The organism is Pseudovibrio sp. Ad5 (genome assembly GCF_001623095.1).
GTDB lineage: Bacteria > Pseudomonadota > Alphaproteobacteria > Rhizobiales > Stappiaceae > Pseudovibrio.
In genome coordinates, this window is the sequence record NZ_LMCH01000064.1 from 353,707 (window position 1) to 367,758 (window position 14,052).

Genomic DNA, 14,052 nt, shown 5'->3' on the forward strand with positions numbered 1-14,052 from the left:
GAGATTGAAGCGAAGCAATAGGCACTTCATGCACGGCAATGATGTAATTCTTGAAAACCTCTCCATGAAATTTGGCGATTTCGTCGCCGTCCAGCCCACTGACCTTAAGATCAACGCTGGTGAGTTTTTCTCCATCCTCGGCCCGTCTGGTTGTGGCAAAACAACCATTTTGCGCATGATCTCAGGCTTTCTCACCCCATCACAGGGCCGTGTCGTGATTGGTGAAAAAGACATGTCCGGCATCCGTGCAAACGCCAGACCAACCGCTCTGATCTTCCAGAATCTTGCGCTGTTTCCGCTCATGAGCGTACGAGACAACATTGCCTTCGGTCTGGAAGCACGCGGCATCGCAAAGAAGACCCGGCTGGAAAAGGCGCAGGAGCTTTTGTCTCTGGTCGCGCTGGATGGTCAGGGCGACAAACTGCCAACAGCATTATCAGGCGGACAGCGCCAGCGCGTAGCCATTGCCCGCGCCCTTGCAGTTGAGCCCTCTGTGCTCCTGCTCGATGAGCCGCTCTCCGCACTTGATCTCAAACTCCGCCAACACATGCGCGCTGAGCTGAAAGACCTGCAGCGCAAAACGGGTGTGACCTTCATTTACATCACACACGATCAGGGTGAAGCGCTGACCATGTCGGACCGTGTTGCGGTCATGAACAAAGGCGTGGTGGAACAGGTCGCCACCTCTGACGAGATTTACGCGCACCCCAAAACGCCATTTGTGGCAAGCTTTGTGGGAGAGCAGAACATCTTCAAAGGCAAAGTCATTGGCAAAGAAGGTGACTTCGCAATTCTGGAAACATCGCAAGGCAAGCTCTTTGGCCAGAACGCACACGGCTTGAATGAAGGAGAGGAGGCCATCCTTTTCGTACGTCCTGAGCGAATGACCCTGGAAGAAAAGCAGGGCCAGCAAAACGGCCTCTCCGCAATTCTGGAGCGCCGCGACATGGAAGGTCCTTTTGTGAACCTCCATATGCGGGCAGGGGACCAACCTGTTGCAATCCACGTGACCAATGTTGAGCAAACCCACCAGCCTCTGGGCGCTGACCAGAAACTCTGGTTTGCTGCGCAAGATGCCGTTGTGATGCGTCCGGGAGAGCTGGCCAGTGAATAGTCTGATCAAGAGTTACGGCAAAGGCCTGACCTCACTCTTTATAGGCCTGGCTGCGATCTGGATTGTGGTGCTGATTGTGCTGCCGCAAATGTCCATGATTGACCGCGCCTTCACCTATGAAGACAGGGGCGGAGCGGCTGCAACGCTGGCTCTGGAAATTGACCGCGCCTATGAAGACGTGTTCCAGATCAACACCAGACTAGTAGAGCTTCAGGCCGAAAAAGAAGACCTGATCGCTGGCACGTCCACTGCTCCCCAGCAAGACAGTGCCTCCGCACTCAATCCGTTTGGCACACCGTCACCCTCTGATGATACCACCGGCCTCAATCCATTCGGAACGCCGTCAGTGCCGGAAGCAAACGATACATCAGGCCTGAACCCGTTTGGCGCACCATCAGCAGGCAACACAAGCGCGGTAAGCCGCAGCCTTGCCGAAATTGAGGCCGAAGAAGCGCCGTTACTAGCGCAAAAAGGCGAGTTGGAAGCCCAAATTGCTGTGCTGGAAGTAACCGAGAAATCCACCACAGACGCTGTCGGCTTGGACACCTCTTATTCGCTCAAGAACTTCACCATGATGAGTTCTGTGCATTTCCAAATCTTCCTTGCCACCATCATCTATGCGCTCTGTGTGACCATTCTGGCGTTTGCACTGTGCTATCCAGTGGCCTACGCCGTTGCGATGACCACGAACCGCAACAAGCTCGCAATCCTGATGCTTGGCCTGCTGATCCCCTACGCAATCAACGAGCTGCTGCGCATCTTCTCGTGGATCATGATCCTGGAGAAGCAAGGCGTGCTCAACGGTCTGCTGGACCTGCTGGGTATCATCAACATGGAAGCTGGTGAAGGCTTCCGCTTTGTCGCCTCCAATGGTGCCGTGTTCACTGTAATGGTCTACGCCTACGTGCTCTTCATGGTTTTCCCAATCTACAACACGGTTGATACGCTCGACAAAAACCAGATCGAAGCGGCAAAGGATCTGGGCGCGTCCACATGGCGTATTCATTGGCGCGTGGTTCTTCCGCACGCCAAACCCGGCATTGCCGTTGGCGCGATCATGACCTTCATGCTCTCTGCGGGCTCCATAGCGGTTCCAAGTGCTGTGGGCCGCGGCCTGCACCCCGACTGGTTCTCTCAGGTGATTTATCGCCGTTTCTTTGAGGCAGACAGCTGGAACCAGGGCGCCGCCTATTCGCTGGCATTGCTGGTGGCCTGTATCGTCTTCATTCTGTTTAACATGTGGGTCTTCCGCGTCGGCATCCGGGACATCGCGAAATGACAACAACAACACTTGAAAGCGGCGCCATGAAAGAACAGGTGAAATCTCCTATTGATTGGGCCGCCACCATCCTCAATGGCTATCTGGTGATCTTCTTCGCCTACATGTTCTTGCCCATGATCTTCATGGTGATTGCAGCCTTCAACGCATCACCAACTCCATCTGTCATCGACTGGCAAGGCTTCACGCTGGACTGGTTTCGTGCACTGCCAGAGGATCAGCGTTTCATAGACGGGTTATGGCATTCGCTGATTATCGCGCTGGGCGTTATCGTCATCTCAATCCCACTTGGATTGGCTGGGGCTTTGTTGCTCACACGCCTGCAATCCCAAGCCACCACGTTCCTCTACACAGTGCTGGTGTCGCCTATGCTCACTCCGGGCATCGTGCTGGGGGCAACCACGCTCATCTTCTGGCGGGATGCCTTCGGGGTGGAAGGTGGCCTGCTGACCGCAACTATTGCGCAGTCCAGCTTCATCGCCTCCTACTGCATGCTCATGTTCATGGCACGCCTGCAACGGCAGGATATTGTGCAGGAAGAAGCGGCGTTGGATCTGGGAGCCTCCTCGTTCTTTGTGTTCCGCAAGATCACACTGCCATTCCTCATGCCGACCATTCTCACAGCTGCTGCAATCTCGTTCCTGCAGTCTATTGAGAACTACAACACCACCTTCTTTGCCATTGGCCCAAGCTGGACACTGGTCACGGAAATTGGGGCGCGCATGCGGTTTGGCATATCCCCTGTCATCAATGTCATCGGTGTTCTCTTTGTAGCAATTACGATAATTGCTGCTACAGTCTACGTGATGGCTCGCCGTAGGAAGGGACGCGGTTGAGTGTAATTGGGGGATGCGATGACATCAGGCGAAACGGGCGTCTTGGAGCAATTTTCACTATGCAAGGCAGAGGTGCTTCTGCCTGCATCAACTCAAAGCGCCTATGCGTGCTTTCTGGAGAAAATCGACGCCTGGTGGCCCGCAGAGTACAGGTTCGCACCTGAGGGTGTACTCGGCATTGAGCCACTGGTGGGCGGTTCGTGCTTTGAAGATGTGGAAGATGGCAGGCGCCTGCATTGGGGCACCATTCAGGAGCTGGAGGAGGGCAGCAAGATTGTCCTTGCCTGGCAGATCTCGCCCAAGCGCCTGCTGATTGAAGACCCGCAAAAAGCTGGTATCGTCACAATTCAGTTTTCAGATGTTGAGGGTGGAACGCAGCTGAAACTGGTGCATAGTCATTTCGAGCGCTACGGAGACGGCTGGCGGGAGTACCTGCGTGCCATGAACTCCAGCGCCGGATGGGCCTACTGCCTGAACAAGCTGAAAACTGCCATCGTGAAACTTTAAGGCGTATCACCGAGAAGTGGACGCTGGATTTCAGATTAAGAGACGCATTTAGGAGCCTTCATGAAGCTCAAGTTTCGTTGCCTGCCAGAACTTCACGGACATATTCCTGAGCCGGTAGAAGCAAAGGCATCACTGCCTGACTGGTTGAAAGACATCCCTTCAACGGCTGAAAGTGAGTTGCTGGGCAACGAACAGGTGCGCACGCTCAAACACTGCCCACCAATCATCGATGGTTTTTCAACGGGCATCCTCTTCAAGCTGCCCTGTGATGTGACGATGAAAGGCGGCGAGTTTTCATGGCACTGGCCAAAGCCAGTCTCACCTAAGGCACAACAAACCCGATCACCCATCGGCCTGCATGTGCCAGAACAGACAACCGGTGCGCCACTGGGAACAAATCCGGGCGACTTCATTATCAAGCTCAACAATTTCTGGAGCATCGAGGCCCCTGAAGGCATCTCACTGCTCTTCACCCATCCGCTTAACCGCGAGGAATTGCCGTTCAGAACACTGGCGGGTGTGGTGGATTGTGACCGCTTCAAAGGCGGCTTCGTTCATTTTCCAGCGCTTTGGAAAGACCCAAAATTCGAAGGCACGTTAAAAGCAGGCACCCCGATCGCGCAAGCTTTCCCATTCAAGCGAGAGGCGTTGGAGCTGGATTGCGCTCCGATGGATGAAGCCGAATTCGAAACCCATCTGGACACACAAGGCAAACTACAGGCAGAACCGGGCCACTACCGCAAATCTGTCCGTGCCAAGCGCTCCGTTGAAGCTTAAGAGGCCAGTCATAGACCGTCTTATGGAAGCATAGCTTTCGAGTTCAATGGCACGCGCCCGAATGATCCTTGGCTCATAATTTTCAGCAATTCAGGACGCACAGGCGGATTGTTGGCAAACAACCGGCGCAACATGTTGATGCCTTCATCATTGCCCTGCATCTGCATGGCTTCTGCTGCACCAAGAATATTCTCAGCATCATTCTCCAGCTCAGCCCGCTTTTGGAAGGCTTGCAGAGCCAGATCCGGAACCTCCATGTGCAGCGCGATGCGGGCAAGGTTCAGCAATCCGTCGCTGTCATCAGGGTAGGCGGCGGTGAACTCGGCAAAGTCATTGAGCGCTGCGGTGAAATCCTCCATGTCCAGACAAGCCGCAGCCCGTTCAAACATCGCGCCTTTGTGTTGTGGGTTGAGGTCCAGTGTCTTCGCGAAATTCTCAAGGGCCTGCACATTGTTGCCCGCACGCCGGCGCACAAGGCCAAGGTTGTACCAAAGGCTCGGGTTGGTCTCATCCTCCTCCAGCATGAGAAGAATGTACTTTTCCGCTACCGCCCAATCTTCCTGCGCAATCGCAGCTTCCAGCTTTTCGAGAATCTCTTCCATCGTTTGCCCTTCGTTACACCCCACATAAGCGGTCCAATCATAGAAGCCGAACACCGCTCGCAAGACCTATTTAAAGACGCAGGCCATTTAAATACAATTACCAAAGGTAAGAGGGGGAGGACACTGCACTTCAATTGAGCACTAAACGCCAAACATGATAGTTGCATGACGTCTGCACTGCCGCATATGAAGGTTTGCCGATTAATTATTATTCCTCAGCTTCTCTTCTGCTTGATTTGTTAAACCTGCTAAATATATAACCGCAGCAACTCGTCGATACGATCTCAGCGGATAAACATCGTTTGCCCTTGGGCGCAGGCCCTCTAAGATCCTTGGTTTCGCTACGTCTTTGACAATCTCCAGTTGGGAAAACTGAAGAAATGAGGTGCCGCCGTCGCGAGAATGTCATGCTGGCCCTGTTAAATTCTCGGCCAGTCTTGAAAGAAAAACAACGTAAACGCACAGCGGCGTTTAGAGAGTGGCACGTATGTCCCTGGATACTGACAAGGAAGAAAAGCAGGCCAATCAGGAGCCGTTGAGATTAGGTCTCAACCGGCGTGCGGTTTATCGCAAACCCGTTGATGTGCGCTGGATCCTTCTGGCATCTGCCGGCATTTTTGCTCTCTTCTCCATAGCCTTCGACGTACCCGTCTGGGCTTCGTTCTTCGCATACGCCCTCATTTTTGTTCTGGTCATCGGCGGCGGTATGAAAAGCCGCACCAAGGTCAAAGCTCCAAGCGGTGTCAGCCGCAAGGAAGCCAGCGAGATCGTCGACCGCGGCATGAAGTCCGCCGTCAACGCCCTGCCAGACCCATGCTTCGTCGTTGATTATCGTGGCACCACCCAATATGTGAACCTCGCCGCACAGCGCCGCTTCGGCACCATTGCAGTTGGCGATCCTCTGTCCTTCCGCATCCGCGCGCCATCGCTGCTGGAAGCGCTGGACCGTGTCTCAAATGGCGGCTCTACAGAAGTCATCGACTGGACCGAGAAAGTACCGATGGAACTCTGGCTGGAAGCGCATATCGCGCCGCTCTGGTCCGTCTCCAGCGGAAACCTCGCCGTCCCCCGCGGACGCCCGGGTCTCATTCTCGTTGTCATTCGCGACCTGACCGAAGCCCGCCGTCTGGAGCGTATGCGGGCCGATTTTGTCGCCAACGCCTCCCACGAGCTGCGCACACCGCTGGCATCCCTGACGGGCTTCATTGAGACCCTGCAAGGCCCAGCCAAAGGTGATCCAAAAGCGCAGGACCAGTTCCTCGGCATCATGCTGGATCAGGCAGAGCGCATGCGCCGCCTCATTGACGACCTTCTGTCTCTGTCCCGCATTGAGATGAAGGTGCACGTGCAGCCGGAAACCCTCGTGGATCTCAGCCTGATCATGCGCCACTCCGTGGAAACACTGCTCCCGGTTGCGAAGGAATCGGGTGTTGAGGTGAATGTGAATGTGCCTGAGGAGCCTGCCGAGATTCGCGGTGAGAAGGACGAACTCGTTCAGGTCTTCAGCAATCTCATCGAAAACGCGCTGAAATACGGTTCCAGCGGGGGGCGAGTCGATGTCACTTGCCGTCTGGACCCCGATTCTACTGAGACACCACACTGGATTGCAGAGGTCCGCGACTTCGGTCCGGGCATTGATCCTGAGCACTTGCCGCGGTTAACCGAGCGTTTCTATCGGGTTGACGTTGTCACCTCCCGTCAGATGAAGGGAACAGGCCTTGGTCTGGCCATCGTAAAACACATTCTGACAAGGCACAGGGCTCGCCTGGAAATTGAGAGCAAACCAGATGAAGGCGCCTGCTTCCGCGTGTTCATACCCGGCGCTGTTATTTATGATGAAAATGATATCGACTAAAATAATATAATAAATTCAAATACTTGCAATGTCATAAAACTGATACGCAACGTTCATATAACCATCACAGCCAAACGCTAGGTTACAGCCAGCTCGCAGCCGGGGCGCTGTGAGGTGAACGTAGTTAAACAGTTTAGAGCGCGTTCCGTTTGATTGGTTTCAATCAAACGAAAAGAATTCGCTCAAGCAAAGATGAGAGCACGTTGTGTGAATATTATGAACGCAACGCGCTCTTAAACCAAGACTCCCAGGAGACTTCAGGTGAAAATCAAGGCATTCGCAAGCGTTGCAGCGCTCGCTCTCGCAGGTACCATTGCTGCTGGTTCCGCACAGGCTCGTGATCAGATTCAGATCGTTGGTTCTTCCACTGTTTTCCCATTTGCAACAGCTGTAGCTGAGCAGTTTGGTCAGAAGACAAACTTCAAAACACCAGTTGTTGAATCCACTGGTTCAGGTGGCGGCATCAAGCTCTTCTGTGAAGGGGTTGGCGAAAACACTCCTGACATCACCAATGCTTCCCGCCGCATGAAGGGCAAGGAGCTGGTGAAGTGTAATGAAGCTGGCGTAACCCCAGTAGAAGTTACTGTCGGTTTCGACGGCATCGTTCTTGCGAACTCCAAGGCTGGCACTCAGCTGGACCTGACACTGGCTCAGATCTTCCTCGCGCTTGCGAAAGAAGTTCCAGTGGACGGCAAACTGGTTGCAAACCCATACCAGACCTGGGCAGACATTGATCCTTCCCTTCCTAACTCGAAGATCGAAGTGCTTGGCCCTCCACCAACATCCGGTACCCGTGACGCATTTGCCGAGCTGGCAATGCAGGGCGGCTGTAAAATGGTACCAGGTGCTGCTGACCTCGGTCTGAAGAAAAAAGCGTGTCACGAAGTCCGTGAAGACGGCGCGTACATCGAAGCTGGTGAAAACGACAACCTGATCGTTCAGAAGCTTGATGCGAACCCGAATGCACTCGGCATCTTCGGTTTCTCCTTCCTTGATCAGAACGCTGACAAGATCCAGGGCGCAAACATCGCAGGCGTTGCACCAACATTTGATGCAATTGCTGCAGGCGACTACCCAGTGTCCCGCTCCTTGTACTTCTACATCAAGAAAGAGCACGTTGGCGTAATCCCAGGTATCGCTGAATACCTCGGTGAGTTCACCAATAAAGACACATGGGGTGACGAAGGTTACCTGGCTGACAAGGGTCTGATCCCGATGCCAGCAGCTGACCGCGCAGCAGTTTCCAAATCTGCAGCAGCGCTGACACCACTTGCATTCTAATTGCAAACGCTAAGAGAGCGGTCAGCATGTCCAGCTGACCGCTTTCCTGCATCCTCCAAAAACTAAAGCGCGTTCCGTTTGATTGGATAGAATCAAACGACAAGAATTCGCTCAGGCAAAGAAGTTAGAGCGAAATGCGTGAATGCAAATGAACGCAACTTGCTCTAAAGCCAGATAAGGCGACACAACAAATGTTCTGGACTTACGCTGCCCTTCTTCTACTGGTCTTCGTAACCGCTAATGTCTACGGGCGTTTCCGGGCTATGCAGGTTGCTGGTCATCAGCTCTCTGCACTGCATTCCCGTCCAAGCTACCATGGTGGATACCTGGCCATTCTGGCCGCTCTTCCAGCATTTGTCCTTTTGATTGCATGGGCAATCGTTGAGCCGCGCTTGCTTGATACAATGGTGATCAGCGCGAAGGCCGAGAGTGTTGCAGGACTGTCGAAAGCAGAACTTCAGGCATTCTTGCGGGACGCACGCGCCATCGCATTTGGCGGCATCGTGGCCTTCTCTGATGCTGGCAAAGAGCAGGCGGCAGAAGTGTTCAGCTCGCTCGCACAAACATCGTTCATTCTTAAAACAACGCTGATCATCGCCCTGGTTGCTGGTGGTCTGTGGTACGGCAATCGCACCATCACACCGGCAATGCGAGCCCGTCATTTTGTAGAGCGCACCGTCATGGGATTGCTGATCCTTTGTTCCGCTGTCGCGATCTTCACAACCATCGGCATCGTTCTCTCGCTTATCTTCGAAAGCTTGATGTTCTTCCGCCAGATCCCAATTCTGGATTTCGTCTTCGGCACTCACTGGAGCCCGCAAAGCGCCTTTGAAGGGGCAGGGGCCGAGCAAGGCGAAGCCAATACAGAAATCTTCGGTGCAATCCCGCTTCTGGTTGGCACCATGCTGATCACAGCAATTGCTATTTTCGTAGCCGCGCCCGTTGGTCTGCTCTCCGCAATTTACCTCTCCGATTATGCAAGCACGCCAGTGCGCGCCATTGCAAAGCCGGTTCTTGAAATTCTGGCTGGCATTCCAACCGTGGTCTACGGCTTCTTCGCGGCGTTGACTGTGGCACCCTTTATCCGTGGCTGGGGCGAAAGCATCGGCCTGTCAGTCAGTTCAGAATCTGCGCTGGCTGCTGGCCTTGTCATGGGCATTATGATCATTCCGTTCGTCTCCTCCCTTTCTGACGATGTGATCAACGCGGTACCACAGTCACTGCGCGATGGCTCTGCCGGTCTTGGTGCCACCAAGTCGGAAACAATCCGCCGGGTTGTTCTGCCAGCCGCGCTTCCGGGCATCGTGTCTGCTCTCATCCTCGCCATCTCCCGCGCCATTGGTGAAACCATGATCGTGGTGATGGCTGCAGGGCTTGCCGCAAACATAACGGCAAACCCGCTGGAGGCTGTAACAACCGTGACCGTGCAAATCGTCACCTTGCTGGTCGGTGACCAGGAATTCGACAGCGCGAAAACACTCGCAGCATTTGCACTCGGTCTTCTCCTCTTCTGCATCACACTTGCTCTGAACATCTTCGCTCTGCGCGTCGTGAAGAAATATAGGGAACAGTATGATTGATATCGCTCAGGACACTGCCGGTACTGCCATTGGCGGGCGTGTCAAAGGCATTCCTTCCGGCGTCCATACGACAGACGAAGCTCGCAAGCGCCTGAAAAAGCGCTACAGCATGGAAGCGCGCTTCAAAGCTTACGGCATGGGTGCCATCGCACTGGCCGCAACGTTTCTGGTTCTGCTGCTCTTCACAATTGTCGGCTCAGGCTTGCCTGCCTTCACTTACAACTACGTAAGCGTGCCGCTCAATCTGAGTGCAGAAAAGGTCGATCCAGCCAATCCGGCTGGCGCAAGCTACAACAAGATCATTCGCGACGGACTGAAGGCAGAATTGCCATTCGCTTCCGACCGTAAAAACCGCCGTGTGCTTTATTCTCTGGTGTCCTCCGGTGCCAATGTCACGCTGCAAAAGCAAGCAATAGCTGATCCATCCATACTGGGTGGGACCGGTCCGGTTGCAATCCCGCTCTCCGACTTTGCCGACCTTTATGTCAAAGGTCTGATCACAAAGAAAACCGAGATCGCCACCTCAAGCGCAGCAACAGTTTCCGGCATGGACGGTCAGGTGACCATCAGTGCGCAGAAGCCTGAGTTTGAGCAGATCCTTGCGGCGTTGAAGACCTATTATGATCGTGAAATCGAACTTCTGACAGGCAAGATCGAAGCGCGTGGCCGATCAGAAATCAGCGTGAAAACCAAGATCGCTGGCTTGGAGACCCGCTTGGCCAACGAGAAAGACCCTCTCGTTGCACAGCGCCTGACCTCTGAGGTTGAAGGTAATAAAGCCGCTCTGGTCAAGATCATGAGTGCGCTGGAAAAGCAAAAAGCTGAACTGGTTACTCTGCAGGGCCATCTTGCCAACATTGGCACGGGCGGCACACTCAACGCCAACATGCCAAGTTTCTTTGTAGAGGTGAACGGCGGAACCATTAAAGCAGAAAAGGTGACACCAACCAGCGTCACCGGAACAGCCTTCATTCCGCTGTCTACGGATGCTGCCGTACCAGCTGGCCAGTGGGGCGTTGAAGAGCTGGAAACGCCAGAAAGTTTCCGCAAGTTTTCAGACAAAGAAATCGCCTACACCGATTATCTGGTCTCCAAAGGCACAGTTGCAAACGAGTGGAACTCCATCTTCTTCAAGTCCGGCGCAAGCCGTGAGCCGGAGATGGCAGGCATTTGGGGCGCAGCCGTTGGTTCCTTCTGGACCATGCTCGTTACCCTGTCCCTCTCGTTCCCAATTGGTGTGTCTGCCGCAATCTATCTGGAAGAGTTTGCACCAAAGAACCGTTGGACACATCTGATTGAGGTGAACATCAACAACCTGGCAGCCGTGCCGTCCATTGTGTTCGGTTTGCTTGGTCTGGCGGTGTTCCTCAACGTCTTTGGATTACCGAGATCGGCGCCCGTTGTCGGCGGTATGGTGCTGGCGCTCATGACTCTGCCAACCATCATCATCGCCTCCCGCGCAGCGCTTCAGGCCGTGCCACCAAGCATCCGCGAAGCCGCGCTCGGCGTCGGGGCGTCCCGCTTACAGGCCGTGTTCCATCATGTGCTGCCACTGGCAATGCCGGGCATCCTGACCGGAACCATCATCGGCATGGCGCAGGCACTGGGTGAGACCGCACCGCTTCTCATGATCGGCATGGTGGCCTTCATTGTAGATATCCCGGCAAGTCCGGTTGATCCCTCTACCGTGCTGCCAGTTCAGATCTTCATGTGGGCAGACTTCCCGGAACCTGCCTTCCAGCAGAAAACCTCTGCCGCGATCATGGTGCTGCTCGGCTTCCTGATCTCGATGAATGCAATCGCAATCGTCCTTCGTAAACGTTTTGAGCGCCGCTGGTGATTTGAAAGGCAAGATCATGGCATTGGAAATGACCACAGACACCGAGAGTGTAATGGATACAACAATGAGCGCCCCTCCAGCCGTTTCAGCTGAAGGCGAAACACTCAAGATGCGTGGCCGCGATGTAAAAGTGTTTTACGGCGACAAGCAGGCCCTTCATGGTGTCGATCTGGATGTTCGCAAAAATCAGGTGACCGCGCTGATCGGCCCGTCCGGTTGCGGCAAGTCCACCTTCCTGCGCTGTCTGAACCGCATGAACGACACCATCGATATCTGCCGCGTGCAAGGCGACATTCTCCTCGACAATGACGATGTCTACGACCCGCGCATTGATGTGGTGGAACTGCGGGCCCGTGTTGGCATGGTGTTCCAGAAGCCCAACCCGTTCCCGAAATCAATCTTTGAGAACGTGGCCTACGGCCCACGCATCCACGGTCTGGCACAAGGCAAGTCGGATCTGGAAGATATCGTCGCAAGTTCCCTGCAGCGTGCAGGTTTGTTTGAAGAAGTGAAAGACCGTCTGGACGAGCCGGGCACAGGCCTTTCCGGTGGTCAGCAGCAGCGCTTGTGCATCGCGCGCGCAATCGCTGTGTCCCCGGAAGTGATCCTGATGGATGAGCCGTGTTCTGCGCTCGACCCGATTGCCACTGCAAAAGTGGAAGAGCTGATGGACGAACTGCGCCAGAACTACACCATCGTCATCGTAACTCACTCCATGCAGCAGGCCGCACGTGTATCCCAGCGCACCGCGTTCTTCCATCTGGGTAATCTGGTGGAAGAGGGGCTGACCAACGACATCTTCACCAACCCAAAAGACCAGCGCACGCAGGATTACATCACAGGCCGTTTTGGTTAAGAATAAAAGAGCGGTACTCTAAGGAGATATCCGATGAAAGATCATATTGTCTCTTCCTTCAATGAAGAGCTGAAAGAACTGGCCGGACGTGTCGTTGAAATGGGCGGACTGGCAGAAACCCTTGTTCACGACGCTGTCACCGCACTGCTGAGGCAGGACCGCGAACTGGCAACCCGCACCATCGCTGCCGACCAGCGCCTGGACAACATGCAGGCCGAGCTGGAAGAGCTGTGCATCTCCGTGATCGCACGCCGCCAGCCAATGGCAAGCGACCTGCGCGACATCATCGCCGCCATGCGCATCTCCAACGATCTGGAGCGCGTCGGTGACATGGCCAAGAACATCGGCAAGCGGACGCTGGCGATTGAATCCGAATTCAACAACAAGCAGCTCGCTGTGGGTGTTGAGCACATGTCTGATCTGGCGCTTGAGCAGCTCAAAGCCGTTCTGGACGCCTACACCTCTGGTGACCTTGAAGTTGTCCAACGCGTACATGTTCGCGATGACGAAGTGGATGCGCTTTACACCAGCCTGTTCCGCCAGCTGCTCACCTACATGATGGAAGACCCGCGCTCCATCACCATGTGCGCGCACTTGTTGTTCTGCGCAAAGAATATTGAGCGCATCGGTGATCATGCAACCAATATCGCAGAAAACATCTACTACATGATCTCCGGAAGCCACCTTCCAACAGATCGTCCAAAGACGGACGAGCTGGCGCAGTCTACAACCGTGTAGAGTGTGTTCACTTATAACGAGCAGAACACACGCAATTGCTTTATAAGAGAAGGTGCAAAGAGAGCACTTTAATATGCCTAAGATACTGATTGTAGAAGACGAAGAACCGCTAAGCCTGCTGCTGCGTTATAACCTTGAAGCAGAGGGCTACACTGTTGACGTGTGCGCAAGAGGAGATGAGGCGGAAGTCCTGCTGCAGGAAAGCCAGCCGGACCTGCTGCTGCTGGACTGGATGCTTCCGGGCCTCTCTGGCATCGAGCTCTGCCGTCGTTTGCGGGCACGCTCAGAAACCGAGCGCATGCCGATTATCATGCTCACAGCGCGCGGTGAAGAATCCGAGCGCATCCGCGGCCTGGCGACCGGGGCCGACGATTACGTCGTCAAACCGTTCTCCGTTCCGGAACTTATGGCCCGTGTTCGTGCGATCTTCCGCCGTGCATTGCCAGAAGTTGTCTCCACAATGCTCAAGTCTGGCGACATCGAGCTCGATCGCGAAACCCACCGCGTGCGCAGAACAGGCCGCGAAATCCACCTCGGCCCCACAGAATACCGCCTGCTGGAGTTCCTCATGAGCGCACCGGGCCGCGTTTACTCCCGTGAACAGCTGCTGGACGGTGTCTGGGGCCATGATGTTTACGTAGATGAGCGCACCGTGGACGTCCACGTAGGCCGCCTGCGCAAAGCCATCAACAAAGGCCGCATGAAAGACCCGATCCGCACCGTTCGCGGTGCCGGATACGCTTTCAACGACCAGTTCGCTGTTGGGTAATTGATCTCTGCTATATGC

12 protein-coding genes and 2 pseudogenes are annotated in these 14,052 nt (G+C 54.6%); 13 read left to right on the top strand and 1 reads right to left on the bottom strand.

Translation table 11 applies throughout. The features are described from left to right. The first annotated feature begins 28 nt into the window (after nt 1–28). Genes PsAD5_RS23015 through PsAD5_RS23035 form a run of 5 tightly spaced genes read left to right on the top strand, consistent with a single transcriptional unit; the run spans nt 29 to nt 4,513 of the window. Nucleotides 29–1,114, top strand: a complete 1,086-nt coding sequence (locus PsAD5_RS23015; protein ID WP_057464909.1) for an ABC transporter ATP-binding protein — start codon at nt 29–31, stop codon at nt 1,112–1,114. Then, a complete protein-coding gene (locus tag PsAD5_RS28625) occupies nt 1,107–2,393 on the top strand; it encodes an ABC transporter permease subunit (protein ID WP_063293809.1) in 1,287 nt (428 codons plus the stop codon). The genes PsAD5_RS23015 and PsAD5_RS28625 overlap by 8 nt, the downstream gene beginning before the upstream one ends. Then, the gene (locus PsAD5_RS23025; protein ID WP_063287293.1) at nt 2,390–3,229 is read left to right on the top strand and encodes an ABC transporter permease; all 840 of its coding nucleotides are present in this window, start codon (nt 2,390–2,392) and stop codon (nt 3,227–3,229) included. The genes PsAD5_RS28625 and PsAD5_RS23025 overlap by 4 nt, the downstream gene beginning before the upstream one ends. A gap of 18 nt (nt 3,230–3,247) precedes the next feature. Further along, nucleotides 3,248–3,736 (top strand): SRPBCC family protein, encoded by a 489-nt coding sequence (locus PsAD5_RS23030; RefSeq protein ID WP_063293810.1) that lies wholly within the window; start codon nt 3,248–3,250, stop codon nt 3,734–3,736. Nucleotides 3,737–3,796: 60 nt separating this feature from the next. Beyond that, the gene (locus PsAD5_RS23035) at nt 3,797–4,513 is read left to right on the top strand and encodes a hypothetical protein (protein WP_063293811.1); all 717 of its coding nucleotides are present in this window, start codon (nt 3,797–3,799) and stop codon (nt 4,511–4,513) included. Between the two features lie 20 nt (nt 4,514–4,533). Here PsAD5_RS23035 and PsAD5_RS23040 read toward each other — a convergent pair whose 3' ends face one another. Next, nucleotides 4,534–5,115 carry a tetratricopeptide repeat protein gene (locus PsAD5_RS23040; protein WP_063293812.1) on the bottom strand — a complete coding sequence of 194 codons (582 nt, stop codon included), beginning with the start codon at nt 5,113–5,115 and terminating at the stop codon, nt 4,534–4,536. A gap of 487 nt (nt 5,116–5,602) precedes the next feature. Between PsAD5_RS23040 and PsAD5_RS23045 the strand changes: the two genes are divergently transcribed. The 8 genes and pseudogenes from PsAD5_RS23045 to phoB all read left to right on the top strand — a co-directional run bounded on the left by PsAD5_RS23045 (nt 5,603) and on the right by phoB (nt 14,034). Next, the gene (locus PsAD5_RS23045) at nt 5,603–6,970 is read left to right on the top strand and encodes an ATP-binding protein (protein ID WP_057464913.1); all 1,368 of its coding nucleotides are present in this window, start codon (nt 5,603–5,605) and stop codon (nt 6,968–6,970) included. A gap of 261 nt (nt 6,971–7,231) precedes the next feature. After that, nucleotides 7,232–8,251 (top strand): PstS family phosphate ABC transporter substrate-binding protein, encoded by a 1,020-nt coding sequence (locus PsAD5_RS23050; RefSeq protein WP_063293813.1) that lies wholly within the window; start codon nt 7,232–7,234, stop codon nt 8,249–8,251. Between the two features lie 191 nt (nt 8,252–8,442). Beyond that, on the top strand, nt 8,443–9,831 hold the full coding sequence (pstC, locus tag PsAD5_RS23055) for a phosphate ABC transporter permease subunit PstC (RefSeq protein WP_063293814.1): 1,389 nt from the start codon (nt 8,443–8,445) through the stop codon (nt 9,829–9,831). Further along, nucleotides 9,824–10,330, top strand: a pseudogene (locus tag PsAD5_RS28880) (DUF3333 domain-containing protein); the annotation flags it as partial. The gene pstC and the pseudogene PsAD5_RS28880, both read left to right, overlap by 8 nt. A 630-nt stretch (nt 10,331–10,960) precedes the next feature. After that, nucleotides 10,961–11,671 (top strand): annotated as a pseudogene (pstA, locus tag PsAD5_RS28885) (phosphate ABC transporter permease PstA); the annotation flags it as partial. A 64-nt stretch (nt 11,672–11,735) separates the two neighbouring features. Further along, nucleotides 11,736–12,527 carry a phosphate ABC transporter ATP-binding protein PstB gene (pstB, locus tag PsAD5_RS23065; protein WP_373456178.1) on the top strand — a complete coding sequence of 264 codons (792 nt, stop codon included), beginning with the start codon at nt 11,736–11,738 and terminating at the stop codon, nt 12,525–12,527. A gap of 33 nt (nt 12,528–12,560) precedes the next feature. Next, nucleotides 12,561–13,265 carry a phosphate signaling complex protein PhoU gene (gene phoU / locus PsAD5_RS23070; protein WP_057464916.1) on the top strand — a complete coding sequence of 235 codons (705 nt, stop codon included), beginning with the start codon at nt 12,561–12,563 and terminating at the stop codon, nt 13,263–13,265. 73 nt (nt 13,266–13,338) lie between these two features. After that, entirely contained in the window at nt 13,339–14,034 is a 696-nt protein-coding gene (gene phoB / locus PsAD5_RS23075; protein WP_063287300.1) for a phosphate regulon transcriptional regulator PhoB, read from the top strand. The last annotated feature ends 18 nt before the right edge of the window (nt 14,035–14,052 follow it).